Source organism: Pseudomonas sp. G11-1 (genome assembly GCF_024031555.1).
Classification (GTDB): domain Bacteria; phylum Pseudomonadota; class Gammaproteobacteria; order Pseudomonadales; family Pseudomonadaceae; genus Halopseudomonas; species Halopseudomonas bauzanensis.
The window spans coordinates 125,914-152,216 of sequence record NZ_QEYQ01000005.1 but is presented as its reverse complement, the minus strand read 5'-3'; the positions used below and the strand labels follow the sequence as shown (position 1 = coordinate 152,216).

Here is a 26,303-nt window from a genome sequence, read left to right as displayed (position 1 = left end):
ACGGCATTGATCCGAGTCAACAGCAGGACGGGAAAAAACGTCTACATTGTCAGTAAGGGAATCCGAAGGCTCCCAACAGCGACATGCCCCGTTGAAAAGGAAGAACCCATGCAAGCCATCAAACGAATACTGGTGGTCATCGACCCCACCCGGGAAGACAACGTAGCGCTGGTACGATCCAGGCTGATTGCCGCTTTCATCGGTGCCGAGCTGCATCTGCTGGCATGCGAGAACCGCCACGACCACAAACCGCTGCTGGCGGAGCTGTGCGCCGGGCTGGAAGCCGCCGGCGTCACGGCCAGTTATACCCAGACGTGGCACGCCAACCTGACCGAGACCATAGTACATACCCTGAGAGCCGAGGGCTGCGGGCTGGTAATCAAGCAGCACCTGCCGGATAACCCCTTGAAAAAAGCCCTGCTGACCCCGGATGACTGGAAGCTGCTGCGTTATTGCCCAGCACCGGTATTGCTGGTCAAGGACAGCGCCTCATGGATGCATGGCAACGTTCTGGCCGCGGTCGACCTGGGCAACCATGACGACCAGCATCATGTGTTGCATGACACCATCGTCAGCCACGCGGCGGATATCGCCGACATGATCAATGGCCAGATGCATCTGATCAGCGCCCACCCGGCGCCCATGCTGTCGGCAGCCAACCCGGTCTACCAGCTGCGCGAGAACATCGTCAGGATCTATACCGACAAGGCCGCGCGTTACCGTGATCAGTACAATATCCCCGAGTCCAACCTGCATATCGACGAGGGGCCGGCCGATACGCTGATACCCAAGGTGGCGCAGCAGATCGGGGCCAGCGTGACCGTTATCGGCACCGTCGCCCGCACCGGCATCTCCGGGGCGCTGATCGGCAATACCGCGGAAGTGGTGCTGGATCAGCTGGGCGGAGATGTGCTGGTACTCAAACCTGATGACATGGTGGCCCATCTGGAACAACTACTGGAAAAGTGAGCCAATGATCGCGGCCTGCCACCGGGCCGCGACCTTTTGTCCCTTGCCAACAACAAGAGGCAGGTTGTATCGCCGTCTGCCTTAACTTTGTGCGCCTATTCCTGTAGAATTGCTGGCCGCCGTGAGTGCATGTGTACAGGCGTTTGCCCGCAACCGTATTCTGTTACCCCAGTAAATCAGGTTGCCCCCACCAGATCGGGCCTGCGCTTGCACCCATCCCTATTTTCGGCATCCCAGGTCCGTGAGGATGACCGTTCCGTCACAAACGGAACAGACTGATGAGGGTAATTATTGTGCTTGAAGCCTATCGCAAACACGTTGAAGAACGCGCCGCCCAAGGCGTCGTGCCTCAGCCGCTTAATGCCGAACAAACCGCTGGTCTGGTTGAGCTTCTGAAAAACCCGCCGGCCGGCGAAGAAGAATTCCTGCTTGATCTGCTCACCAACCGCGTTCCGCCGGGAGTGGATGAAGCTGCTTACGTCAAAGCCGCTTTCCTGTCTGCAGTAGCCAAGGGTGAAGCCACCTCGCCGCTGCTGAACAAGGTCCGCGCCGTCGAACTGCTGGGTACCATGCAGGGCGGCTACAACATCGCCACCATGGTCGAGCTGCTCGACAGTGAAGAACTGGCTGCCACCGCCGCCGAACAACTCAAGCACACTCTGCTGATGTTCGACGCCTTCCACGACGTCGCTGAGCGCGCCAAGAACGGCAACGAGTACGCCAAGGCCGTGCTGGAATCCTGGGCCGCCGGTGAATGGTTCACCAACCGCCCTGCCGTTGCAGAAAAGATCAGCCTGACCGTGTTCAAGGTGCCTGGCGAAACCAACACCGACGACCTGTCCCCGGCTCCGGACGCCTGGTCGCGCCCGGACATCCCGCTGCACGCCCTGGCCATGCTGAAAATGGCCCGTGACGGCATCGAGCCGGTCGAGCCCGGCGTTACCGGTCCGCTGACTCAGATCGAAGCCATGAAGGCCAAGGGTCTGCCAGTTGCCTACGTTGGTGACGTGGTCGGTACCGGCTCTTCGCGCAAGTCCGCCACCAACTCGGTGCTGTGGTTCTTCGGCGACGACATCCCCAACGTGCCGAACAAGCGCGCTGGTGGTTTCTGCTTCGGCACCAAGATCGCTCCGATCTTCTACAACACCATGGAAGACGCCGGCGCCCTGCCGATCGAGTTCGACTGCAACGACCTGAACATGGGCGACGCCATCGACGTCTACCCCTACGAAGGCAAGGTCTGCAAGCACGGCACTGACGAAGTCATCACCACCTTCGAACTGAAGACCCAGGTGCTGCTCGACGAAGTACGCGCCGGTGGCCGTATTCCGCTGATCATCGGCCGTGGTCTGACCGAGAAGGCCCGCGCCGAGCTGGGTCTGGGCGGCTCCGAGCTGTTCCGCAAGCCGGAAGCACCTGCCGAGAGCAACAAGGGCTACACCCTGGCGCAGAAGATGGTCGGCAAGGCCTGTGGCGTCGAAGGCGTTCGCCCGGGTACCTACTGCGAACCCAAGATGACTACCGTCGGCTCCCAGGATACTACTGGCCCGATGACCCGTGACGAGCTGAAAGACCTGGCTTGCCTGGGCTTCTCCGCCGATCTGGTGATGCAGTCCTTCTGCCACACCGCAGCCTATCCGAAGCCGATCGACGTCAACACCCACCACACCCTGCCCGACTTCATCCACAACCGTGGTGGTGTCGCGCTGCGTCCGGGTGACGGCATTATCCACAGCTGGCTGAACCGCATGTTGCTGCCCGATACCGTCGGTACCGGTGGCGACTCGCACACCCGCTTCCCGATGGGCATCTCCTTCCCGGCCGGTTCCGGTCTGGTCGCCTTCGCCGCAGCCACTGGCGTCATGCCGCTGGACATGCCGGAATCGGTACTGGTGCGCTTCAAGGGTGAAATGCAGCCGGGTATCACCCTGCGTGACCTGGTCCATGCGATCCCCTACTACGCGATCCAGGAAGGCCTGCTGACCGTCGAGAAGAAAGGCAAGAAGAACATCTTCTCCGGCCGTATTCTCGAGATCGAAGGTCTGAGCGGTCTGACTGTCGAGCAGGCTTTCGAGCTGTCCGACGCCTCCGCCGAACGTTCCGCTGCCGGTTGCACCATCAAGCTGCCGGAAGACGCCATCGCCGAGTACCTGAAGTCCAACATCACCCTGCTGCGCTGGATGATTGCCGAAGGCTACGACGACGCTCGTACCCTGGAGCGTCGTGCCCAGGCAATGGAAGCCTGGCTGGACAACCCGGAACTGATGCAGGCCGACGCCGATGCCGAGTACGCTGCGGTCATCGAAATCGATCTGGCCGACGTCAAGGAGCCGATCCTGTGCGCGCCGAACGATCCTGACGATGCCCGTCTGCTGTCCGACGTTGTCGGCCGCCAGATCGACGAAGTCTTCATCGGCTCGTGCATGACCAACATCGGTCACTTCCGCGCCGCTGGCAAGCTGCTGGAGAAGAACAAGGACTCTCTGCCGACCCGTCTGTGGCTCGCCCCGCCGACCAAGATGGATCAGTGGATGCTGACCGAAGAAGGCTACTACGGCATCTACGGCAAGGCTGGTGCGCGCATGGAAATGCCGGGCTGCTCGCTGTGCATGGGTAACCAGGCACGCATCGCCGCCAAGTCGACTGCGGTTTCCACCTCCACGCGGAACTTCCCGAACCGCCTGGGTGATGGCGCCGATGTCTTCCTGGCCTCCGCCGAGCTGGCTTCGGTTGCCGCCATCCTGGGTCGTCTGCCGAGCGTTGATGAGTACATGACCTACGCAGCTGATCTCAACAGCATGTCTGCCGAGGTCTACCGCTACATGAACTTCAACGAAATCGCGTCCTACCAGAAGGCTGCTGCCAGCATTCCGGTGACCGAAATCTGATTACCCGTAATCAGTGAAAGAACCCCGCTTTGTGCGGGGTTTTTTTATGCCAGCGAAAAACAACCGGAACCGGCTGGAAGGATTTCTTGTCACAAATTTTGTACTTGCATTGAAAGATGACGCAAACAAGAGGATTGAAAACATGAAGAAATGGTTAATTGCCGCGTTCTGCATCTCCGGAATGTTTGCTCTGGTCGGCTGCTCCAACGATCACCTGATTCGCACCAGCGACGGACAGGTCATTGAAGCGGACAATAAACCGGAAATCGACGACGACACCGGCATGATCGAATACGAGGACCATAGCGGCCGCGATAATCAGATTCCGCAGGGCGATGTCCGCGAAATCAAGGAACGTTGATCTCGCCCTGCCCTGCGGGCGCGCGCCCCGCAGGGCACCCCAAAGCAGACCGCTCCACCCAGGATGAACATCAGGATCGACATTAAGGCAGCAGCAATGGCAAACGTACGGCGTTCACGTATACGCCGAAAGTCCCGCAGAAGACGCGCCCGCCGGCGCACCTATCTCCTTTTCCTTGACCGCCAGATAGAATCCTGGCGCGAACGTGGCGTATTGCTGGACAGGCTGCGCAAGAGACGGTAGGATGAAATGACCAAGCAGTGAGGTTAGTCAATACCTGTGGGAGCGGCTCTTCCATGAAGATGCCGCGTCCTACTGCAACAGGAACCCCGCCGCCTTGCCCTCGAACACCACCAGCCGCGCCAGGGTGTCATCACCTCCATCGGCAAAGCTGATCTTCCAGATTTCCACCCGGTACCCCTGCTGATTCAGATGGGTGAGGTAATCTGCTTCATAACCTTGCTCGACCCGCTCAGCGATGACGTCAGTCACCCGGTTGAACTCTTCCTCGGGGATTCCCGTCTGGAAGTCCTCGGTGCCCAGCACCCTGAACTGTTGGTAATCTTCCGCGGCGACCGCCTCCAGCAGGCTGGACAGCAGGTGGCGCGCTTGCGCCGGTTCGTTATCGGCCCAGGCGGCTGCCGGCAGCAGGAGAGCGGCAGCAATCAGAACACAACGCAGCATTGATGACTTCATGGCTACATCTCCGGTCATACGGGTGGATTGCCGCAGTATAGTCAGAGCGCTCGTACCATACCTAACGGCGGAAATGATCGACCGATGGTGTACCGCGGCTATGGCGCGGTGCAGGGCTGCCAGCTAGAATACGCCACGTTTTTTCTTACTCCATGGCCTTCGATGACTGACACCGCGACCCCCACCAAGAACAGTGCCCCCAGTGTAGGATTCATATCACTTGGGTGCCCGAAAGCGCTCGTAGACTCCGAACGCATCCTCACCCAGCTGCGCACTGAAGGCTATCAGGTAGTGCCGACCTATGAGGGCGCGGATGTGGTGGTGGTCAATACCTGTGGCTTCATCGACTCGGCCAAGGCAGAATCCCTGGACGCCATTGGCGAGGCGATTGCCGAGAACGGTCGGGTCATCGTCACCGGTTGCATGGGTGTCGAGGAAGGGACCATTCGCGATGTGCATCCCAGCGTGCTGGCAGTAACCGGCCCGCAGCAATACGAACAGGTAGTCAATGCTGTGCACGAAGTCGTGCCGCCGCGGGCTGATCACAATCCGCTGATCGACCTGGTACCGCCACAGGGCGTCAAGCTGACCCCCCGGCATTACGCCTATCTGAAGATTTCCGAAGGCTGTAATCACAGCTGCAGTTTCTGCATCATTCCTTCCATGCGTGGCAAGCTGGTCAGCCGCCCGGTGGGCGAGGTTCTGAGCGAAGCCGAGCGTCTGGTCAAGTCGGGCGTCAAGGAGCTGCTGGTCATCTCCCAGGACACCAGCGCTTATGGTGTGGATATCAAGTACCGCACCGGTTTCTGGAATGGCCGCCCGGTGAAGTCACGCATGACTGAAATGTGCGAGGCGCTCAGCGAACTGGGCGTCTGGGTGCGGCTGCACTATGTGTACCCCTACCCGCACGTGGATGAGCTGATCCCGCTGATGGCCGAGGGCAAGATCCTGCCGTATCTGGATATTCCCTTCCAGCATGCCAGCCCGAAAGTGCTCAAGGCGATGAAGCGCCCTGCCTTCGAAGACAAGACCCTGGCCCGTATCCGCAAGTGGCGCGAGATCTGTCCCGAGCTGACCATCCGCTCGACCTTCATCGTCGGCTTCCCCGGCGAAACCGAGGAAGATTTCCAATATCTGCTCGACTGGCTGACCGAAGCGCAGCTCGACCGCGTCGGCTGCTTCCAGTATTCCCCAGTGGAGGGCGCTCCCGCCGAAGCACTGGGCCTGGAAGCTGTGCCGGACGAGATCAAGCAGGACCGCTGGGACCGTTTCATGGCCCACCAGCAGGCCATCTCTACCGCTCGCCTGCAGCTGAAGATCGGCAAGACCATCCAGGTGCTCATTGATGAGGTGGACGAGGAAGGCCCCATCGCCCGCTCCATGGCCGATGCGCCGGAAATCGATGGCAACGTTTATATCGACAGCGATGAGCCGCTGCAGCCCGGCGACATCGTCAGCGTGCGGGTCACCGCCGCCGACGAATATGACCTCTGGGCAGAGCCGGTCTGAACCGAAACACACCGGGGCCCATGGCCCCGGTTTTCGTATCGAATGAACTCTTGGATGTTGCACCTGAGCCGCAAATGACAGTCCAACCTGTATACACCGCAATAACGGCTCATTCAGGAGGGCACCATGGCGATGCTAAGCAACTATTCCGAGCAGGCCCCTTCCCGCGCAGAGGTCGATGCTTACCAGGGCGCCACTGTGATCGAATTCGGTACCGACTGGTGCGGCCACTGCCAGGCAGCACAACCGCATCTCGCCAAGGCATTCAGCGAACATCTCCATCTGCAGCATCTGAAGATTGAAGATGGTCCCGGACGGCCACTGGGTCGATCCTTCCGGGTCAAATTGTGGCCCACCCTGATCTTCCTGCGCGACGGGGAAGAAATCGAACGGCTGGTGCGGCCGCAAGATGCAGAGTCGATTCGGCAAGCGATGAACAACATCGTTCGTTGATTCTGTGACCGCCATGGATGACCATTTATCTGGATGATAGTCGCGGTGCCGGCATGGCCTTTTCCGCTGCTCAAGGGCAGACTGACTGTCTGATCCATGAGACAAGTACAAGGCATTCCATGACAGAACAGGCATTGCAGGACCTTCTTTCACCGCACGGCGTATGTTACGGCTGTGGCGGCGGCAACCCGCACGGGTTACAGATCAAGAGCCACTGGGATACGGATGGGGTGCATGTGATCACCAGACATCTGCCGGAGACCAAATACTGCGGCTGGCCGGACCTGGTGTACGGTGGGCTGATCGCCATGCTGGTGGATTGCCACTCCAACTGGACGGCAATGGCCTATCACCTGCGCGCCGAACAGGCCGACGGCAAGGACCCGACCGCGATCAACTGCGTGACCGGCGAACTGGGCATCAAATATATCAAGCCAACCCCCATGGGCGTGGAGTTGACCCTGCGTGCCCGAGTGGATGGCCCGCTCGGGCGCAAGAGCCGCATCATTTGCGAGATCTACGCTGGTGATGTGCTGACCGCTATCGGTGATTCGATCTTCGTGCGGGTGGATGCCGGCAAGCTGGCGGAACAGGCACACGGGCGCGAGGCCTGAGGCCGGCTATCAACCGGCTGCCGGCAACCACCAGATCAGCAGTAACGGGATGAATATGAATGACAGCAGGGTCGAGCAGATGACCAGGCTGGCTACGGTTTCCGGGGAGCGATTGGCCTTCACCGCAAACAGGTAATTGAACACCGCCACCGGCATCGCCGCCTGCAATACCAGAACCCCCTGGGCCAGCGGTGGCAGGTCCAGGGCCAGGGCGATACCCCAACCGATGGCCGCGCCGCAGAGCATCCGCAGCCCGCCGAGCGCCATGCCCTTCCCTACCTGCTTGGGCCGAATGCTGGCCAGGGATACACCCAGCGTCAGCAACATCATGGGAATGCTCAGACTCCCCAGCAGATCAATCGTATTACCCAGCCAGCGCGGCAACTGCAGATCCAGCAAGAGAACCACCAGCGCTACCCCCAGGCTGAGAATCACCGGGTTGAGCAACAGGCGCCGCCAGGACTCCGCTGCGCCGGAAAGGATCATCCCCACACTGAAGTGCCCCACCGAGAGCACCACGAAGAACGCCACTGCCAACGCCAGTCCCGGCTCACCAAAGGCGTAGAGACTGATCGGCAATCCCATATTGCCGGTGTTGGGGAACATATAAGCAGGCACCAGCACTTTAGGATCAGCATTGATCGTGCGACTCAACACCCAGCCGACTACCGCCATCAACAGCGTGATCACCACGCAGCCCAGGGCCATCTGACCAAATATCTCCAGATCTATCTCGGCGCGGCTCAATGTCGAGAGCACCAGACAGGGGGTGCTGATGTTGAGCACCAGGCGGGTAACGAACTCGGTGGGATAGGCCTGACCGGAACGCGCCCAGCCATAGCCGATACCAGCGACGATCAGTACGGGAGCCATGACGGCGAACAGTTCGAAAAACATAGGGGTGCTCAGCTCAGTGATCGTTGACGCAACTGCTGATAACCACGGCGGGTCAGCAACAGCAGATGACGGGTACTGGGATAAATCCTGCCGTCGGCCTTGAGACTGTCGATCAGCTCCTGATGCTCAGCAGCCGGCAACAGGAAATAGTCCACCCTCTCAACGAGATCAGCCTCACAGACCTTGAACCAGCGGAAGTTGGTGCCCTTGGGCAGGCCGTTCAGCTCATCCAGCTGACGCAGACTCAGGGTTTCGGTTCCAGCGAAGGTAATCGGGTCTACAGCGGACATGGGACTTTCCCGACCAGCAAAAACAGGATGGCAACCATAACAGAATCAGCGGCTTTCGGGGCCGGCAATCGCAGACAGCCTGCACTTTCGGGCACCGTCCCGGTCTGAATTACCGAACCGCATCATTGCTGGAGGCCTGCTGTTGAAGACCATCCTGTTTCGATTGCTGAAGTGGCTGCTGGTCCTGGGGATCATTGCCGCAGCCGTGCTGACTCGCCCCTGGGAGCACATCCCGCCGCACTGGCATCCGTGGCAGCCACTGGCCATTGATCATCCAATGACGGTAGTGAGTAAATGGAAGCTATCCCGCCTCCAGGAAGACCCACAACAATGTCTGGCGGTGCTGGAAACCGCCCCCGAAGGCGCCATTGACTACCTGGCGCTGGATGACTACACACCCGTTGCCGGCTGCCCCTTGACCAATGTGGTGCGGGTCAGCCGTACCGGCGTGCGTTTCAGCTCCACCTTCACGGTGACCTGTCCATTGGCGGTGGCCTGGGTCATGTTCGAGCGCCAGCAGCTCCAGCCGCTGGCACAGCAGCATCTGGACAGCGCGCTGGTACGGGTCGACCATCTGGGCAGTTTTGCCTGTCGCAATATCTATCACCGTGAAGGCGCTCGGCGCAGCCAGCATGCAACGGCCAACGCCTTCGACGTGGCGGGCTTTCGTTTCGAGAATGGGCAGCAGATCTCGGTGCTGACGCATTGGGACGATGAAGATGCCACGTACAAATCGGCCTTCCTCAAGGATGCCCATGATGCCGCCTGTGGCTACTTCGGTACGGTGCTGGGGCCCGATTACAACCAGCCCCATGAAAATCACTTTCACTTCGACGGCAGTGGCTTCGGTTTCTGCCGCTGATGCTGTATGCCGATGCTAAAAAGCCGACCTCGCAAGGTCGGCTTTCTGTTGCTGTTGCCGATCAGTAAGGGCAGTTGCCGCGGTACTCGGAAATGTTCCGGTCGGACTCGTGATTCGGGCCACACAGGAACTGGCTGTAGCGCGTATCGTTATCCAGGAAGCGCTTCATCCAGGACACCCCGAAGCGGCTGAGTACGTCATTGTTCAGACCACCCCCATTGGCGCAGTAGTGCGATCCGTTGTTGATCTCGACATAGGCCTTATCGATGTCATCCGGCAGTTGATTGTAGAAGGGCGACGCGTGGCTGCGTACCGGGGCGATGAGATCGGACTCGCAGGCGAAGATCAGCGTGGGTGCCTGTACTCCCCTGAAGCGGGTGGTATCCCATGGCGCCAGCGGAATGGCTGCCTTGATCCGCCCTTCGCTGGCCACCCGCAGGGTGCCACCACCGCCCATGGACCAACCAATGACACCCAGGCGCTCGGTATCGATCATGCCATTGACCGGGCTGGTCCGGCTGGTGTTCTGACTAACCAGGTAGTCCAGCGCATTGTTGATCTGACGGGCACGACTAGGCGGCTGATCGAAGCCGGTGTTGGTGTCGATGGTCATGACCACGAAGCCATGGGACGCCAGTTTGGGGCCCCACCACTCGATGGAAGACTCGGCGGATACGAAGCCCGGAATCACCACGATGGCGGCCATGGTACCGGTGGTGCCGGTCGGGTAATGAATGGTCCCACCACCGAAACCGCTGACCAGCCCGGAAACCCGACTGGTCCGCACACTGTGGGGACCAGTGGGAGCCTCGAGGAAGGCGACGCTCGGGTCAGGCCCTCGCTCGTAAGCCTGATCGGGATCAGTCGGTCCATCAGTCGGCGGGTTGACCGCAAAGGCAGAGGACGATAGCAGCAGCGCGCCTGCGGCCATCATGGCCAGCAGCGATTGGGATAGATTTTTATTGATCATTATTACTCCAGGAACATGTTTTTCAGTTTGTTGTTACTTGCATATAACGCTTTATATTGATGTCCCGAACGAGAACCGCCATCAACAGCGGGAAAGTATTTTAGTTGCTGCCCACGGCGTCAATGGCGAACAGGCAAGTTCACCCGCATGGGTTAATTCAAATGCTCGCTTGGTTATAAACATGTCGACCAAGCGATGTATTTTGCAATAAATCAATGAGTTACAATCACCGCACTCACTCTTTCGTGTGAATGGCCAACTAACATCTATCCTGAATAAGCCACCGCCCGCCAGAGTGCTATTTAATTCTTCGCGGATGCTTCACGTTCGACTGCCAACATCACAGTCTCAGTCTGGAGGCAAGATGGGGCTGTTATACTTGCCGCGACTATTATTCGCGGCTCTGCTACCATCCCAGGCAGGTACCCGCCGGCTTGGGCTGCCGAAACCGCGAAGCACTATCGAGAAATGCCTAACACAGGTTGAAAACATGAAAGCGCTCAGAGCCGTGCCCCTGTTCATGTTACTGGCTGGCTGCAGCAACGCCGAAGAGCCTGCGGCCGACAGCTGCAGCAACGCCTTGACCACCATGGAAATCAATGCCTGTGCCGCGGCGCAACAGGAGCAGACCGAGGCCCAGTTGAATGCGGTATATCAGCAGTTGATGGATCGCCTTGCCGAGCCGGATAGCGGCCTGGATGATCCTGGCTCGGTACGGGAGCAGGTGCGCGCCGCCCAGCGTCTGTGGATCGACCTCCGCAAGGCTGATTGCGATGCCCAGTTCGCCCTGTACGCCGGTGGCAGTATCCGCACCGCCGTCTATCTCGGCTGCATGCAGACCCGGGCCGCCCAACGGATTACCGAGCTGGAGTCGTATTTCCCCTATTGAGACGCAGCCGTGCGGTCATAGATTGACGCCGACGCGACGACAGCAGATCATTCCTGCCTGACCGCAACAGGGATACGCAACATGTTTGAGAATGTGGATTGGCTACCGGATAACTTCGTCATTTCCGACGCGGTGCTGAGCCTGCTGGCCAGTTCGGCCATTCTGATGGTAACGGTTTTCATCCTACGCGCACTGACGACACGCTTCATCCAGCGCACCGTGCAGTCGCCCGAACTGCGTGGCAAATGGCTGGTCAATTCGCGCAACGGCTTCCTGCTGCTATTGCTGCTCGGGCTGGTAATGATCTGGGGCGAAGAGCTGCGAACACTGGCACTGTCCATCGTCGCTATCGCTGTGGCGTTCGTAGTGGCAACCAAGGAACTCATCCTGTGCTTCACTGGCTCGATCCTCAAGAGTGGTTCGCGTTCCTTCGTCCTCGGCGACCGCATCCAGATCAAGGATCTGCGTGGCGACGTGATCGATCAGAGCCTGCTGGCGACCACCATTCTGGAAGTTGGTCCTGGCAAGCATCTGCACCAGCGCACCGGGCGCCGAATCGTCATTCCCAACGCGCTGTTCGTATCCGAGCCGGTGATCAACGAAAGCTTCACCACCCACTACGACTTTCATGTGTTCACCATCCCTTTCAAGCGGGAAGATAACTGGCAGGCAGCCCAGCAAGCATTGCTGGCGTCTGCGACCCGTCACTGCGAACCCTACCTGGAACTGGTGCGGCGCTACATGAGCAAGATCGGCAACCAGCGTGGCCTGATGATGCCCTCGGTTGACCCTCGGGTAACCATCCAGGTGCCGGTCGCCGGCGAGATCCACCTGACCGTGCGCATCCCCGCCAAAGCCGGTGAGCGCAATTTCATCGAGCAGGCGATCCTCACCGACGTGTTCTCCGAGAACGACTTCTCCCGCCATCGCGAACGCGATGAGGTGTCGGACACCCCCGCCCCGGCGCATTGATCGCGCGGTCAACCCAGCCGCGTCAAGGAAAGCCTCCGTGTACAAATATGTTCTGGTATTGCACATTCTGTCCGCCACGATCTGGACCGGCGGCCACCTGGTCCTGACGCTGGCCCTGCTGCCAAGGATTCTGCGGGAACGTTCGGTGGCCGATCTGCTGGCCTTCGAGTCGGCCTACGAAAAATGGGGCATGGCGGCGCTGGCGATACAGGTGCTATCCGGCCTCTGGCTCGCCCATACGCTGATCCCGGATATGGGCTCCTGGTTTGCCGCGGACAATTTCGTCACCCGGCTGATCTTGCTGAAACTGACCTTGCTCGCGCTGACTCTGGCCGTGGCGATGGACGCGCGACTGCGGGTCATTCCCCGGCTATCGGCCGATACTCTACCGGCCATGGCGCTGCGCATTCGATTGATCACCACCCTCGGCGTAGCCTTCGTTATCGTCGGCACCACTTTCCGTACTGGCCCCTGGCTCTAGGCTATTTGCGCATTGAAGGCGTGAAACGCCCTTAGCCGAAGCCAAGCGTATCCCGTGACGGCTCACCTGCGTCTATGCTGGAGTCAAGGCAGGAAGGGGAAAGATATGGCTAGGCGGCTCGGCAATGCGCTGCGAGTGTTATTGAGTTCTTACGTGACGACCGGCATATCTGCCGGGGTCGGACTCTTACTGGTGTCAGCCGGCGTCTATCTGCTGTTCGGCCGCTTCCCCGCCTCGGTGGCCGCCGTGGGCGCCATCATCTGTATCCCGCCCGATCATGCCCTGCCCCGGCGCGGCAAGCTCCGCAGCCTGCTGCCAGCGGCCCTGCTCGGTCTGCCGCTGTTCGTCAGCGTCCAGGCACTGCACGACCAGCCGCTGTATCTGGGATTGCTGCTGGTCCCGGCAACCTTCTTCGCATTTCTGGCTGGTGCCTGGGGGCAGCGCGGAGTACCCATCGTCATCTCCATCATGCTCGCGATGATCTTCTCGATGGCCATACCCCAGCATCTCAACACCGGCTCACTGATGAATACCGCCTTGTATTTCGCCATGGGGTCGGCGTGCTACGTGTTGTATGCCACCGCGTCCAATGCGCTGCTCAACGGCCGCTATCGGGTGCAATTGCTGGCACAGTCCATGCTGACGCTGAGCCAGTTGATGCGCACCCAGGCCGACCGCTTCGACCCGACGACGGATACCCCGTCGACCGGCCAGCTGATGCAGCAGCAAGCCGCATTGGCGGATCAGTTGCAATCGGCCCGCGATCTGCTGCTGGAGTCGCCACGCACAACCCGCCGCCAGCGTCTGGCCGCCATGCTGATCAACGTGCTGGAAATGCGCGACCACCTGCTGGCCAGCGAGCTGGATCTGGACCTGATCAAATCCCGACCGGATTCGGCGGAGGCTTTGACCGCCATGCGCAAGGTCATCGATCAACTGGCGGATGAGGTCGATCGGATGGCCGATGCGCTGTTGCGCGGTCGCAAGCCCGCACCGCTCACTGACCTGCGACCAGCGCTGGCGGCGCTCAACCGGATCCAGGCCGAGTCATCCGGCCAGCCGGGCGATACACCGTCACTTCGCACCCTGCTGCGTGGCCTGACCAACCGGGTAGGCAACATCAACGACGAGATTCTGCGGTTGAACCGGCTGGCACGTGGCGATGTGGAACCTGATCTGGCGGCAGTACGCACTGCCTGGCAGCTGTTCGTCAGCCCCACCAACTGGTCACTGCGCCCGATCCTGGTGCTGTGGCGTTGGGATGCGCCGCCGATGCGCCACGCCATCCGCGCTGCGCTGGCGATCGGCACCGGCTATCTGCTGTCCCTGGCGCTGCCTTGGGCTACCCACGGTTACTGGATCCTGGTAACCATCGTGGTAGTACTGCGCGGCAGCCTGTCGCAGACTCTGGAGCGCCGCAACAGCCGTGTCGCCGGCACCATACTGGGCTGCGTTCTGGCCGGCGCGATTCTTTCCACCCAGGCACCGACGCTACTGCTGCTGGTGATAGTGCCGATTGCCCAGGCGGTATCCCACTCCTTCGCCATCAAGCGCTACCTGATCACCGCCGTCGCGGCGACGGTGGTCAGCCTGGTCCAGGCGCACCTGCTCAGTGGCGTCGATATTCCGGTATTCAATGCGCTGGAGCGCATTGCCGACACCCTCATCGGGGTGGGCATCGCCTGGGCGTTCAGCTATGTATTGCCATCCTGGGAACGCAGTCAGATTCCCTCGCTGGTGAACCGCACCCTGCTGGCTCAGGCCCGGCATGCGCAGGTCGCGCTGAACCTGGGTCATCTGACCGCGGTGGATAACGAGCCGGAGCTGGAGTGGCGACTTGCTCGCAAGGAGGCCTATGACAGCCTCTCGGCGCTGGTTCAGGCTACCCGGCGATCCATTGCCGAGCCACGAGCGGTACGGCCCAGACTCGAATCACTGGAAAGCCTGCTGGGGCATGGTTATCAGTTGTTGGCACAACTGACCACGGTGAAAACCATGTTATTGATGCGGCGGCATCAGGAGCAAGAAGATGTGCAAGACGCACTGCGCGTAGCAGCTGCAAAAATCGGCAGCACCCTGACCGCCGCACAAGCGCCGGAGCCGAGCATACCGCTGAGCGTGGGAGGATGGGAGCAGGAAGGAACTTACAGTGATCCTTTCGTCTATGACCTGAAACCCTGGATACTGCGACGACTGGATCTGGCTTGCGGCATCGCGGAACGCATCACCGCCGACGCCAACACCGCATTGCAGCCGGCTGGGGAGCCTGAGCGCTCCCCCGACCGGCAGTAACGCTGCCGGTTACACCATGTCCGCATTGGTGCGTCTGGCTTCGCGGTAGTCACGCACCACCGCGTAGCTGATCAGCCCGAGCATGCCCAGGGTAATAGCGGGCCAGACCAGGATGTAGGAACCCAGAATGATTGTCTGCATGATTATTCTCCTTGGTTGAAAGAGCAGCCTGCGGCCACCGCAGGCTGCTGAAAATTGTTTCAGCGAGCGGCGACCGTCTCGCCCTTCAGTTCGTCGGCGGCGGGCTTGTTGTACTCCACCACCCGCTCCTGAATGAGATCGAAATCAAAGCGTTCGTTGCTGGCCAGACTGATGACGGTACATACCAGTGTGCTCACGCCGTAGGCGGTCAGGGACGAAAGCAACACGGTGTATTCGCGCAACGTGCCCACGCCGATCCAGGCCACCACCACGGCAGCGATGAAGAAAGCCGCTACACCCAGGCGCTTGCCCAGGAAGCCGAAAACCATCAAGCCGCCCACCACACCTGCGCCGATCGATGCCAGCAGCTCGACGCCAATGGCCAGCACTCCCGTCATTGGCAGCAGGTCGAAACGCACGAGACAGAAAACCGCCAGCGCCGAGAGCACCGCCCAGGTAAAGGCCTTGTTGGTAACACGGTCCCAGAAGCAACTGGCGATGACCGGGAACACCACAGCGCCCCAGAGCGCGCCAACGAATACCAGCATGACCAGGATATCCAGCGAAAAACTGGCGAGAATGATGCCCAGCACGGTGGCGACGATCATGGTCATTCGACCGATCAACAGCATCTTCTTCGGGTCAGCGTTGTTCTTGGCGATGTTCTTGCCATACACGTCGGCCATCATGATCGCCGACAGTGCTGACAGGTCGGAGTCGGCGGTGGAAGACAGCGAACCGATTACCAGGATGAAGAACAGGCCGATGAAGAACGGCGGCAGATAACTCGACACCATCTGCGGAATCAGATTGTTCATGTTGCCATTTATCGGCTCCACGCCCAGTGTCAGCGCCATCAGACCGATCATGCCCAGGCCGATGACAATCGCACCGTAGCTGATGGTCGCAGTGATAAAGGTCGGCTTGATATGCGACTCATCCACCGCGAACAGCCGCTGGGAGATGGTCTGGTTGCCGATGGCGTAGGCCAGCACCGCCACGAAGTACGGCGCACCCTGATGCAGGAAGGCTTCACGGGAGAAGATATTGGCCTGCTCCGCTGTCAGGTTCGACAGATTGTCGACCATCACCGCCGGCCCGCCCATGGCAAATAGCACCGCGGGAATGATCACCACCGCAATTGCCATCATGGCGATCAACTGGGCGAAGTCGGTGAATACCGAGGCCCGAAAACCCGAATACAAGGTGTAGCTGAGCACCCCCAGTCCGGCAATGACGATCCCCGCCTGGAACGACAGCGGCGACAGCACCGACACCAGCGCACCCGCCGCCGTCAGGTTGACCATCAGACTGATGATGCTGCCGAGCAGGTTGGACAACGCCAGGATCAGCTGGCTGGAAGCGCCATGGCGCGCATGAATCAGCTCACCCAGCGTATGGGCATTGGGCGCCAGTTCGCGAAAGCGACGGCCAAAGGGGTAGATGAACAGGATCATCAGCGCGCCCCAGAAACCGTAATGCAGCGGCCCGGAAACACCATAGGTGTAACCCGAGGTGGCAGCCGCGTAGAAGGATGCCGCCCAGATCCAGGTGGCCGTCATGCTCGCCGCGCCCATACCCAGGCCGATCCGCTGGTTGGCGACCATAAAGCCATCGGCATCCCCATCGTTTTGCTTGAGCCGGGTGGAGAGCAGATAAGTGCCGCCATAGAAGGCAACCATCAACAACAGGACCGTGATGGTGGAAAATTGAAACAATTCGGAATTCACTACTTGACCTCAAGGCTTTTTGCGGCGGAACCCAGCACCCAAATTCGGGGCATGACCGAACCACAAAAAAGAAACGAAATCGCGCCGCTGCGCTCGACTTACGCGCACGACAAACGATATGAAACAAGAATGCTCTGGAAAACGCAGCGCGCCGGAGTCCGGCCAAACGCGAATGAAAAACCTGATTCAGGCCCGATGAAAGATCAGCGTGGCCGAGCGTTGCCGCTTTTCAGAGATTCCCGGGAGAGGACAGCAGAAGTGCTAATGGTAGCCTTTGTAGGCTGAATGATTGTAAAACGCGGTCTTTAAACGAAGGGCTGATGCTAAGTCTTTATCACGATAGTTGAACATAGACATTATTTATTCTCCGATGCTACTTCTGTCCATTTATATGGCTGGCTTTACGAACATCTCCTGATGCAAACATAACCGGACGTATTGGGTAATCGACCCGTATTCACCCGGCAGACAATGAAACAACGCTGTCGATACCTGCGAAAGTGGCGATGAACAGCAGACTTTACAATGGCGATATCGACTGGACAGAACGCCTGTTTCAGGGCCATGCCGACTTATTCGATTGGTCGATTCTACAGCAGTAGTCTCTTTGCTACAACCTTGGGACTTTTCTGTACCCAGCCATGAAAGAGCCGAAGCCCTCTGGTTCGGGGCCTGCAAATGGACAACCCCTCCTCCGCATGCTACTGTCCGGGCCAATTCAAACAGGCTTTCACCCAGGCTCCGAGAGCCGGAAACAATGAAGGTAATATCATGAGCACACTTCCCAACTGTCCCTCTTGCAGCTCCGAATATACTTACGAAGATGGGACCATGTATGTCTGCCCGGAGTGCGCGCATGAATGGGCGAAAGAGGGTGAACAAGAAGCTCTGGCAGATGAGACTGTTATCACCGATGCCCATGGCAATATTCTGCAAGATGGGGATTCGGTTACCGTCATCAAAGACTTGAAGATCAAGGGCTCCTCTTCAGTCGTGAAGGTCGGCACGAAGGTAAAGAATATCCGGCTGGTGGGCGGAGATCACGACATCGATTGTCGGATCGAGGGCATCGGTGCGATGAAACTCAAGTCCGAGTTCGTCAAGAAGAGCTGATCAGTAATTCTTCACCAGCGTGGCGCCCCAGGCCACCGCCATCGAGCCGACGGCGACCAGACTGATGGGTTTGCGCAATGCGGGGTACCAATCCGGCGCCAGGCCGTGCCTGACCGCCCAGATGTCCGCATAATACAGCGCGGCGAAGGCACAGAAGAACAGCGGTACGGCGAAGTCGATCGGCAGGCTCAGAGCGAACCAGCCCAGCAGCGGCGGAATGACGGACAGGCCCAATTGAATCGGTGCGTCGGGGCTCGACTCATCGGCCCGCATGGCCAATCCCCAGTGAATTGCGCCCATAAAGGCCAGCATCACCGCGGCGAAGGCAAGCAGTTCTTCCATCACCCAGACACGCCAGCCCTCCGGGATAACCCACAAACCCAGTGCGCCGGTAACAAAGGGCACCAGTGCAGCCATGGCCAGCCCAACGGCAAGCCCGGGTGGGCGTGAGGCATTGAAAGGGTGCACTGCAGGCTCCTGTCTAACAGCGTGAACGCGCTCACATTACAACCGCGGCCCTAACCAGGCAAGTCCAGCGACGTAATCGGCCGCCGCGGGCGGGTGTGCGGCAGGACCCGCAGCAGGTTTCGCAGGGCCAGGTTCAACTGTGTTGCTGTCGGCGCAGCTGCCGCCGGCGCGGTGGCATAGCTCAGACGGATGTATTCAGCGAAGAAGGCCGCCAGTTCTGCCTTCTGCCCAGGCAGTATCTGCTCCAGTCGTTGCTGCCAGTCACGCGGCCCTTCTCCCATCTTTGCCTGCAGCTGCAGCCGCGCCAGGCGCCGGTTCAGCGTCTGCCAGGCCCGCTGCTGCGGGTCACGCGGTTGCCGGGCTGGACGGAGGATCCACAACGCCATCGGCAGCATGAACAGCAACAGCACACCCAGGGAAATCAGACCTATACGTTGCCAGTCGGCCGTGCCCAGCCAGCGGCGGAAGAATTCCAATTGACGCTCGCTCTGGTAGCCCAGTACTCGCAGTTGCCATTGATAGTTGAGATCATCCCAGAACAGCCGCGTATTGTTCAGCCAGCCAATGTCGCGGTAGCGTGCTGCAGCCAGGGGCGAGTTCTCGAGAAAACTGCCCTCCTCCGACAACGCGTCCTGCAAGCCCCGCTCGATACGCTCCGGCGCCACCTGGAAGGTCGGATCGACCGACACCCATCCCTGCCCTGGCAACCATGCCTCGACCCAGGCGTGAGCGTCGAACTGATGTACCAGCACGTAATTGCCCCGCGGATTGATTTCCCCACCCTGGTAGCCAGCGACGACCCGAGCTGGAATGCCCGCCGCACGCAGGACAAAGGTCATGGCGCCGGCGAAATGCGCACAGAAGCCGCGGCGGCTGTCGAACAGAAACTCATCATTGCTGTGCAGTCCCAACGGGGTTGGACGCAGAGTGTAATGGAAGGGTTCGCGGTTGAAATGGCCAAGCAGCGCCTCAACCAGATCTGCGTCCTCAGGATGGGATTGACGCAATTGCGCAGCGAAGGCTCGACTGCGGGGGTCGCTGCCCTCCGGCAACTGCAGATTGACCCGTTCCTGCAAGGGGTCCAGCTCCTGCGGTTGCAGCAGGCTATCCATCCTGGAGCTGGCGACGTAGGAAATAGCCCGTCCCAGCGGCTGCCGGGCCTGCAGCACGAAATCGCCGGTGAGCAGCAAGCGCTCATCCTCGGTACTGGCGCCGCGCAGGCTGAATACCCAGGGTTGGTTACTGGCCGGGGCAATGACGCGGTAGCCAATCGGCTCGCCCCGTGGCTGCCACTCCGGTGGCGCCGCCGCCGTGGTGAAGCGCGAACGGCTCCAGGTGCGGCCATCGAAGCGGCTCAGGGTCATGGCGCGCCAATACAGCTGTGGCTGCGCCGGCACTGCATCGTCGAACGCCGCACGGAAGGCCAGCTCACCGGAACGGGCCAGCTCGGCCACATCTGCCGGCGCCATGCTTTCCGCCAGCCCGGTGCGCGCCTGGTTGCCCGGTGCATTGACCGACCATAGCGGGCCCATGCGCGGAAACAGCACAAACAGAACCACCATCAGCGGCACGGCTTGCATCAGCAGTATGCCGCCGGTGCGCATGGCCCGAGCCGGGTCATTGCGCCCCGGTGTCTGTTGCAGACCGACCAGTGCCGCCACCAGCACCAGCAAGGAGAAACACTGGAACAGCGCCAGCGGTATGCCCTGATCGAACAGAAAAGCCGCGGCGACGATGAAAAAGCCAAGGTAGATGACCACCAGCGCGTCACGGGGTTTGCGCATTTCCAGCAGTTTGAGCATGAACAGCATCAATAGCAGCATCACCGCGGCATCGAGCCCGATCAGGGTCCCCTGCACCAGAAACACCCCGGTAGTCACCAGTACCAGCGCCAGCACCCGTACCAGGAATCCCGGATAGGGCCAACGCATGCGCTGAATCTGCACCCGCCACAATGCACAGCCCAGCCACAGGACGGCTACCCACAGCGGCAACCGGGGCAGGTGTGGCGCCAGTGCGACCACTTGTGCGGTGAGCAACCAGACCAGGCTGTTGCGGGGTATCAGCGCATGGGACGTCATGGGGTCACTCCATAGAGCGCCAGAGCACGCAGGCAGGCATCCCGGTGGGCTTCGCCCAACGCCGGGCCGATGCGCTGGCCGGCCAGCTCCAGCGCGTAGGGCCGGTGGCGGCTTTCCAGTTGCAGCACCCAACCGGCCAGGCAGCTCAGTTGCTGCTCCAGCGAGGCGCCGGGTGCTTGCTCCAGGCTCAGCCAGAGGCTGTCATGCTGCGGCTCGGCAAACACCTTGCTGTGCAACCCCTGCCCCCGCGACCAGGCGCGCCAATCCAGCCGTTTCTTCGAGTCTCCGGGCTGATAGGCACGCAGGCCCTGAAAATCGTCCACACCTTCAGCCAGCAACTGGTCGCCCTCGCCTGCTTCGGCAGCACGCGTACCCGGCAGAGGCAGGCTCAGCGGCTGCGGGTAGACCAATACCTGCCAGTCGAGATCCACCAGGCTCCAGGCCACGAACCAGCCCAGCGGATAACGGGTCTCCACACGCAAGCGATTGGGCTTGAACCAGCCGCGGTGGGTGGTCGGATGATAGAGCGACAGCGTGGTGCCCAGTTGCTGCTCCACATCCACCTGCCGCTGCGGGGTGCTCGGCCAGAACAGGGCGACCGATTGATGCTCCCGGCGCGGCGCCAGCAAGGTCAGTGTCAGCGCCGCCTCCTCCCCGGCGAACACCGGCAGGCTGCCATTGGCATGCAACTCAAGTCCAGCGAGGTTGCGGTAGGTGTGGTGCAGGCCGACCCAGAATAGACTCCCGAGCAGGAACACCACGGCATAGACCAGGCTGTTCTGATAGTTGATGGCGCCGATCAGCATGATCAGCAGCAACAGCAGCAAGCCCATGCCGGCGCGGGTAGGCATGATGAAGATGCGCCGATGGTTGAGCGTCACCTGGCTGGCCGCCGGAATGCGCTTTTTCAACCAGCGCTGGAACAGGGCGCTGGTCTGGCCACCCAGCCGGGCGATCAAACCGCCGGCACCTCGTTTAGCAGCCGCTGGGCCAGACTGCCGCCGCCGTGCCCGGCTGGGTCCTCACTGGCGCGCAGACGATGGCTGACCACAGCCGGAAGCACCGCCTGCACATCCTCGGGAATGACGTAGGCCCGGTGTTCCAGCATGGCCCAGGCGCGAGCAGCTGCCAGCAGGCCGAGGCTGCCCCGGGGCGACAGGCCCCAGGCACACAGATGGCTTTCCCGCGTGCGGGTGACCAGTCGCAGGATGTAATCGATGATCGCCTCGCTCGCTGTTACCTGCGGCACCGCTGCCTGCAATGCCTGTAGCTGCGCGCGGGTGAGCACCGGCTTGAGGTCATCCAGGCGCGCCCGCCCGGTACCGCCCAATAACAGCGTCTTCTCTGCCGCCGGGGTTGGGTAGCCGAGGGACAAGCGCATCAGAAATCGGTCGAGTTGGGATTCCGGCAAGGCGAAGGTACCGCCTTGGGAGGCCGGGTTCTGGGTGGCGATGACGAAGAAGGGTTCAGGCAGCGGCCGGGTGGCACCGTCCACGGTGACCTGCCCCTCTTCCATGGCCTCCAGCAGCGCGCTCTGGCTCTTGGGCGTGGCGCGGTTGATCTCGTCCGCCAACACCAGCTCGGCGAAGATCGGCCCCGGATGGAAAACGAAGCCCCCACTGTCACGATCGAATACCGAGGTGCCGAGAATATCGCCGGGCAGCAGATCACTGGTGAACTGGATGCGTTGATAGCTGAGCCCCATCACCCGCGCCAATGCCTGGGACAGAGTGGTCTTGCCCATACCCGGCAGATCCTCGATCAGCAGGTGCCCGCGGGCCAGTATGCAGGCCACTGCCAGCTTGACCGCATGCTGTTTGCCCAGCAGCACCTGATTGATTGCATCCGTTGCGTTACTCAGCACATCCTTCATGTACACCTCTCGTTGGCCTGCTGGTCCATCTTATGGTCAGTCCCTGACAGTTGAAACCCCGCGCAATGAACTGTCACACACCCGCGGCCCTCTCGCCACGGGCAGCACCCTGCTCCTCCTCCATCTGCCGCAACCGGGTGATCATGTAGCCTACATGCAGATGCAGGCTATACAGTTCATGAGCATAGGACAGGGGCACATCGACCCGGGTCAGCTCGTCTTCCAGCTTTACCAGACTGGCAATCTCCCGCTCCAGCACCTGATGGATACCGCCGTTATGAATCAGCTTGTCCACCCGCCGCAGGTCCGCGTACCAGCGATAGACCCGCGCCCGCATGCGCCAGCTGTAGAGCGGCCCCATGCTCTTGATCAGCGGCAGCATGATAACGATGAAGGGGATCAACAGCACCACGTAGCGGTCAAAAATCGAGGCCACCCAGAACGGCAGATAGCGCTGCAGCATCGGCACGCCATTCTTATGGTAGTACTCCGCTTCACCAGTGAGCTCCAATTCCATGGGCATAGCCGCGGGAAAGGCCCCCGGCGGGTCCAGCAGACTGCCCTGGCGCAACACATCGGTGGTCGCTTTCAAAACCAGCGACGCCAGTGCCGGATGGAAGGCATCGTTGACCACCAGGGTGGCGACCGGCGACAGTAACCGGGTGGGCTGGGCCGGTACATTACGCTCCAGATCGAGCAGCCCCTCAGGAATACTCAGGGTATCGAGAAACGGCAGTCTGGCGGCAAGCGCCTCGGTTTGCTCGAGGCTGACCAGTTCCAGATCCGGGTCGGCCAGCAGTTGGCGTACCGTGGCATTATTCACCGGCAGAACGAAGAAGGCCGCGTCCAGCTCGCCGCTGCGCAGCCCCTCCAGCGAGTCCCGCGCCGACAAACGCTGCCAGTTACCCGCCAGCACATCTGCCTCGCCGACCTGATCACCGAGCTGACTGAACAGGCTGTGTACTACTGCCCAGGTGCCGCTGCCCATGGTGCCGACCGAGACCCTGCGGCCATGCAGGTCCGCCAGCCGGGTAATATCCGCACCTCGACGCTGAAACAGCCACAACGGCTCGTGATAGATGGCTGCCAAACCCTCCAGCCGGGCTCGCTGCGCGGGCTCGATCAGGCTGGTGGTGCCGCTCTGAATCAGACCCAGCTGCACCTCGCCAGTGCCATCACTCAAGCGCTGCAGGTTCTCCACTGAGCCGCTGCTGGGGCGCAATTCCAACGTCAGCCCATCCTCTGCCAGCCGTTCCTGCAGGGCCAGGGCGAAGCCATGGTAGCCGCCGGACTCACCACCCGTGGTCATCACCAGGGTCCGCGGCGGCGCCGGGTCGAGAAAGCGGAACAGCCCCCAGGCCAGCAGCAGCGCCAGGGGGACAATCCATAAATTGGTACGAATGAACAACGCGATCTGCTTCACTGCGTGCATCTGAGCTTCTCCAGTCTCATGGCCGGGTGGAAACCGGGCGAGCGCCAGCACCAAAACCGGCGAGGAGCTTGCAAGAAGTCGCCATTCTGGTACTGTCTATCTATGCCGATGTCCTGTTGGCTTCTTTACCTGTTTTTCCCAACTACCGTTTTTTCATTGTCTTTAACAAGGAGTAATGCTGTTCGCCATGAGCAAATCACCCTCTATCGTGCTCACCCGTCTGGATGTCCAACGCCTGGATGAGGTGTTGAATACCATGGACGCGCCGATCGACCTGCTGGAGGCTCTCGAGAACGAGATGCTGCGAGCCAAGGTCGTGTCTCATACGCGCGTTGCTCCGGATGTGGTCACCATGAATTCCACGGTGCGCTTCGCGGATGAAACCAGCGGCCGCGAAATGGTCCTGACTCTGGTTTACCCTGACAAGGCCGGACGGGATGGTACCATCTCGGTGCTCGCGCCGGTGGGCATTGCCCTGCTCGGTCTGAAGAAAGGCCAGAGCATCGATTGGACCGGCCCCAATGGTCGCCCGCTCAAGCTCAAGATCATCGATATCGAATACCAGCCCGAAGCAAGCGGCGACTTCCATCTGTAAAGCCCGGCGCCCTGCCGGGTTCTCCTCTTCCCTTCCGAATCTCATCCCAGCGTATCCGCTGCCGGTACATCGTGGCCGAGCTCAAGCTCGGCACGATCGGTCCAGTTTTCCCCAAGTTCTGCTTTAACAGACACGCCCAACTCCTTGAAATCATTGACCTGTTTAACCAGGTTGCCACGGCCACTCACCAGCTGGGCACAGGCTTTGTGATAAGCCTCGCTGGCCTTGTCTAGGCTGCTGCCGATACTCTCCATGCTGCCGAGGAAGGTGCGCAACTTGTCATGCACCCGTGCGGCCCGCTCGGCCAGCTCGGCGGTGTGGCGGTTCTGGTCTTCGAAGCGCCACAGCTGCCGCACGATGTTGAGGCTGGTCAGCAAGGTGGTCGGCGTCGCCACCAGCACGTTCTGTTCGATGGCTTTCTGGAATAGGGTTTCGTCGGCTTTCAGCGCTTCGACGAAGGCGGATTCGATGGGCACGAACATGAACACCATCTCGGGTGCGTTGAGCCCCGGCAGGTCGAAGTAATTGCGCTCGGCCAACTCGCGTATCCGCTGCCCGAAGGCCTGCACATGCTCGGCCAGGGCCAGCCGGCGCTCGGTATCGTCCTCGCTGTTGATATAGCGGGTGTAGGCATTCAGCGACACCTTGGCATCAATGATCAGATGCTTGTCCTGGGGTAGGTAGACCAAGGCATCGGGGCGCTGGCGTTGACCATCGCTGGCGGTCATGCTCACCTCACGCTTGAAATCGATGCCGGCGCGCAGACCGGAGCGCTCCAGAACGTTCTCCAGAATCAGCTCGCCCCAGTTGCCCTGGGTCTTCTTCTGCCCGCGCAGGGCGATACTCAGGTCGTGGGCTTCCTGGGTGATCTGCTGGTTGAGCTGCTTGAGGTGCAGCAGCTCCTGCGCCAGAGCCGCCTGCTGCTGGGTGTCCTTGTGATGGATATCTTCCACTTTGCTGCGGAACTGATCGATCTGCTCGCGGAACGGCTTGAGCAACGCGTCAAGAGATTGCTGACTGGTCTGGGTGAAGGTCTGGCCCTTGGCTTCGAAGATGCGTCCGGCCAGTTGCTCGAATTCCAGCTTGAGCTGCTCGCGGCTGTCCTTGAGCAATTGCTGCTGTTCATCGAAGTGCTGCTGGCGTTGGCTCAGGGTGGTCTGCAAGGTGGAATGCTCGACCCGCAGCTGTTCGTGGGTTTGCTGCAATTGCTGCAGCCGCTGCTCCAGGGTCCGGCGTTCAGTCTGCAATAGCTCGCCCTGGCGCTGCTGCTCCTGGGCCTGGACCTGAAAGCGCTCGGCAGAACGCTGCCATTCGTTGCACTGCCCCTCTGCATCAGCCAGGCGGGTTGCCAGCCGACCACGTTCCGCATCCAGCCGGGCTACGGATTCCTGCAGGTGCTCAAGGCGAGTTTCCAGACTCAGCTGTGCCCCCAGCTGTTGATGCATTTCCAATTGCTGGCTGCGGTTTTGCTCAAGCAATTCATCGACCCGCCCTTGCAGCAACCGTTCCCGGCGCAGCAACACCCAGCCGGTGAGCAGCCAGCCACCCAGCAGGGCCAGGCTGAGCAAGGGCAACAGAAACCGCATTTCATTCAGGGGCATGGGTCATCTCCTATGGCTGCCCGGTATTATCCCTGCGTATGGCTGAATATGTAACCGTTGGCTGTTAACGCGAGGTGGCGACCTCACCGACCAGCGCGAGTAGCGGCCTGCGGCAATGACTGTGAC

Annotated in this window: 25 protein-coding genes; 13 read left to right on the top strand and 12 right to left on the bottom strand. The window is 60.5% G+C overall.

What is annotated here, in order from left to right; translation table 11 throughout:
* Positions 1 to 108 precede the first annotated feature (108 nt).
* From DHB74_RS14605 to DHB74_RS14595, 3 genes are all read left to right on the top strand, one after another.
* Complete coding sequence (locus DHB74_RS14605; RefSeq protein ID WP_074778599.1) at positions 109 to 969, top strand: universal stress protein; 861 nt, start codon at positions 109 to 111, stop codon at positions 967 to 969.
* A 293-nt stretch (positions 970 to 1,262) separates the two neighbouring features.
* A complete protein-coding gene (gene acnB / locus DHB74_RS14600; RefSeq protein WP_074778793.1) occupies positions 1,263 to 3,857 on the top strand; it encodes a bifunctional aconitate hydratase 2/2-methylisocitrate dehydratase in 2,595 nt (864 codons plus the stop codon).
* A 142-nt stretch (positions 3,858 to 3,999) separates the two neighbouring features.
* A complete protein-coding gene (locus DHB74_RS14595) occupies positions 4,000 to 4,218 on the top strand; it encodes a YgdI/YgdR family lipoprotein (RefSeq protein WP_036990325.1) in 219 nt (72 codons plus the stop codon).
* A 312-nt stretch (positions 4,219 to 4,530) separates the two neighbouring features.
* Here the strand turns inward: DHB74_RS14595 and DHB74_RS14590 are convergent, their stop codons facing one another.
* Entirely contained in the window at positions 4,531 to 4,914 is a 384-nt protein-coding gene (locus DHB74_RS14590; protein WP_280164182.1) for a hypothetical protein, read from the bottom strand.
* 162 nt (positions 4,915 to 5,076) lie between these two features.
* Between DHB74_RS14590 and rimO the strand changes: the two genes are divergently transcribed.
* From rimO to DHB74_RS14575, 3 genes are all read left to right on the top strand, one after another.
* Positions 5,077 to 6,423 (top strand): 30S ribosomal protein S12 methylthiotransferase RimO, encoded by a 1,347-nt coding sequence (rimO, locus tag DHB74_RS14585; RefSeq protein WP_499161798.1) that lies wholly within the window; start codon positions 5,077 to 5,079, stop codon positions 6,421 to 6,423.
* A gap of 126 nt (positions 6,424 to 6,549) precedes the next feature.
* A complete protein-coding gene (locus tag DHB74_RS14580; protein ID WP_499161797.1) occupies positions 6,550 to 6,876 on the top strand; it encodes a thioredoxin family protein in 327 nt (108 codons plus the stop codon).
* A 119-nt stretch (positions 6,877 to 6,995) separates the two neighbouring features.
* Positions 6,996 to 7,490, top strand: coding sequence for a PaaI family thioesterase (locus DHB74_RS14575; RefSeq protein WP_499161796.1), 495 nt, complete (start codon positions 6,996 to 6,998; stop codon positions 7,488 to 7,490).
* Between the two features lie 9 nt (positions 7,491 to 7,499).
* Here the strand turns inward: DHB74_RS14575 and DHB74_RS14570 are convergent, their stop codons facing one another.
* A complete protein-coding gene (locus tag DHB74_RS14570) occupies positions 7,500 to 8,387 on the bottom strand; it encodes an AEC family transporter (RefSeq protein ID WP_036989710.1) in 888 nt (295 codons plus the stop codon).
* Between the two features lie 8 nt (positions 8,388 to 8,395).
* The gene (locus DHB74_RS14565; RefSeq protein WP_499161795.1) at positions 8,396 to 8,677 is read right to left on the bottom strand and encodes a hypothetical protein; all 282 of its coding nucleotides are present in this window, start codon (positions 8,675 to 8,677) and stop codon (positions 8,396 to 8,398) included.
* A gap of 142 nt (positions 8,678 to 8,819) precedes the next feature.
* Here DHB74_RS14565 and DHB74_RS14560 point away from each other — a divergent pair, with 142 nt between their 5' ends.
* Complete coding sequence (locus tag DHB74_RS14560) at positions 8,820 to 9,539, top strand: extensin-like domain-containing protein (RefSeq protein WP_235833912.1); 720 nt, start codon at positions 8,820 to 8,822, stop codon at positions 9,537 to 9,539.
* 61 nt (positions 9,540 to 9,600) lie between these two features.
* Here the strand turns inward: DHB74_RS14560 and DHB74_RS14555 are convergent, their stop codons facing one another.
* Entirely contained in the window at positions 9,601 to 10,509 is a 909-nt protein-coding gene (locus tag DHB74_RS14555) for an alpha/beta hydrolase family protein (protein WP_036989706.1), read from the bottom strand.
* Between the two features lie 490 nt (positions 10,510 to 10,999).
* Between DHB74_RS14555 and DHB74_RS14550 the strand changes: the two genes are divergently transcribed.
* From DHB74_RS14550 to DHB74_RS14535, 4 genes are all read left to right on the top strand, one after another.
* On the top strand, positions 11,000 to 11,398 hold the full coding sequence (locus tag DHB74_RS14550) for a lysozyme inhibitor LprI family protein (RefSeq protein WP_499161794.1): 399 nt from the start codon (positions 11,000 to 11,002) through the stop codon (positions 11,396 to 11,398).
* 81 nt (positions 11,399 to 11,479) lie between these two features.
* A complete protein-coding gene (locus DHB74_RS14545) occupies positions 11,480 to 12,370 on the top strand; it encodes a mechanosensitive ion channel domain-containing protein (protein ID WP_051610826.1) in 891 nt (296 codons plus the stop codon).
* 37 nt (positions 12,371 to 12,407) lie between these two features.
* On the top strand, positions 12,408 to 12,851 hold the full coding sequence (locus DHB74_RS14540; RefSeq protein WP_036989703.1) for a CopD family protein: 444 nt from the start codon (positions 12,408 to 12,410) through the stop codon (positions 12,849 to 12,851).
* Between the two features lie 105 nt (positions 12,852 to 12,956).
* Positions 12,957 to 15,143, top strand: a complete 2,187-nt coding sequence (locus DHB74_RS14535; RefSeq protein ID WP_136869483.1) for an FUSC family protein — start codon at positions 12,957 to 12,959, stop codon at positions 15,141 to 15,143.
* A gap of 9 nt (positions 15,144 to 15,152) precedes the next feature.
* Here the strand turns inward: DHB74_RS14535 and DHB74_RS14530 are convergent, their stop codons facing one another.
* On the bottom strand, positions 15,153 to 15,284 hold the full coding sequence (locus DHB74_RS14530; RefSeq protein WP_211242646.1) for a putative transporter small subunit: 132 nt from the start codon (positions 15,282 to 15,284) through the stop codon (positions 15,153 to 15,155).
* Between the two features lie 59 nt (positions 15,285 to 15,343).
* The gene (locus DHB74_RS14525) at positions 15,344 to 17,014 is read right to left on the bottom strand and encodes a sodium:solute symporter family protein (protein ID WP_074778590.1); all 1,671 of its coding nucleotides are present in this window, start codon (positions 17,012 to 17,014) and stop codon (positions 15,344 to 15,346) included.
* A 771-nt stretch (positions 17,015 to 17,785) separates the two neighbouring features.
* Here DHB74_RS14525 and DHB74_RS14520 point away from each other — a divergent pair.
* Entirely contained in the window at positions 17,786 to 18,127 is a 342-nt protein-coding gene (locus DHB74_RS14520) for a zinc ribbon domain-containing protein YjdM (protein WP_036989701.1), read from the top strand.
* Here DHB74_RS14520 and DHB74_RS14515 read toward each other — a convergent pair whose 3' ends face one another.
* The 5 genes from DHB74_RS14515 to DHB74_RS14495 all read right to left on the bottom strand — a co-directional run bounded on the left by DHB74_RS14515 (position 18,128) and on the right by DHB74_RS14495 (position 23,981).
* The gene (locus DHB74_RS14515) at positions 18,128 to 18,595 is read right to left on the bottom strand and encodes a DUF3429 domain-containing protein (protein WP_036989699.1); all 468 of its coding nucleotides are present in this window, start codon (positions 18,593 to 18,595) and stop codon (positions 18,128 to 18,130) included.
* Positions 18,596 to 18,645: 50 nt separating this feature from the next.
* Positions 18,646 to 20,676: a transglutaminase TgpA family protein gene (locus DHB74_RS14510; RefSeq protein ID WP_499161793.1), complete on the bottom strand. Its 2,031-nt coding sequence runs from the start codon at positions 20,674 to 20,676 to the stop codon at positions 18,646 to 18,648.
* Complete coding sequence (locus tag DHB74_RS14505; protein ID WP_499161792.1) at positions 20,673 to 21,635, bottom strand: DUF58 domain-containing protein; 963 nt, start codon at positions 21,633 to 21,635, stop codon at positions 20,673 to 20,675. Before DHB74_RS14505 ends, DHB74_RS14510 begins: the two co-directional genes overlap by 4 nt.
* On the bottom strand, positions 21,632 to 22,549 hold the full coding sequence (locus tag DHB74_RS14500; RefSeq protein WP_074778585.1) for an AAA family ATPase: 918 nt from the start codon (positions 22,547 to 22,549) through the stop codon (positions 21,632 to 21,634). The genes DHB74_RS14505 and DHB74_RS14500 overlap by 4 nt, the downstream gene beginning before the upstream one ends.
* 73 nt (positions 22,550 to 22,622) lie before the next feature.
* A complete protein-coding gene (locus tag DHB74_RS14495; RefSeq protein ID WP_074778583.1) occupies positions 22,623 to 23,981 on the bottom strand; it encodes a TAXI family TRAP transporter solute-binding subunit in 1,359 nt (452 codons plus the stop codon).
* A gap of 187 nt (positions 23,982 to 24,168) precedes the next feature.
* Between DHB74_RS14495 and rnk the strand changes: the two genes are divergently transcribed.
* Complete coding sequence (gene rnk / locus DHB74_RS14490; protein WP_036990314.1) at positions 24,169 to 24,576, top strand: nucleoside diphosphate kinase regulator; 408 nt, start codon at positions 24,169 to 24,171, stop codon at positions 24,574 to 24,576.
* A 41-nt stretch (positions 24,577 to 24,617) separates the two neighbouring features.
* On the opposite strand, the gene DHB74_RS14485 is transcribed toward rnk, so the two are convergent.
* Positions 24,618 to 26,177, bottom strand: coding sequence for a DNA recombination protein RmuC (locus tag DHB74_RS14485; RefSeq protein WP_499161791.1), 1,560 nt, complete (start codon positions 26,175 to 26,177; stop codon positions 24,618 to 24,620).
* Between the last annotated feature and the right edge of the window lie 126 nt (positions 26,178 to 26,303).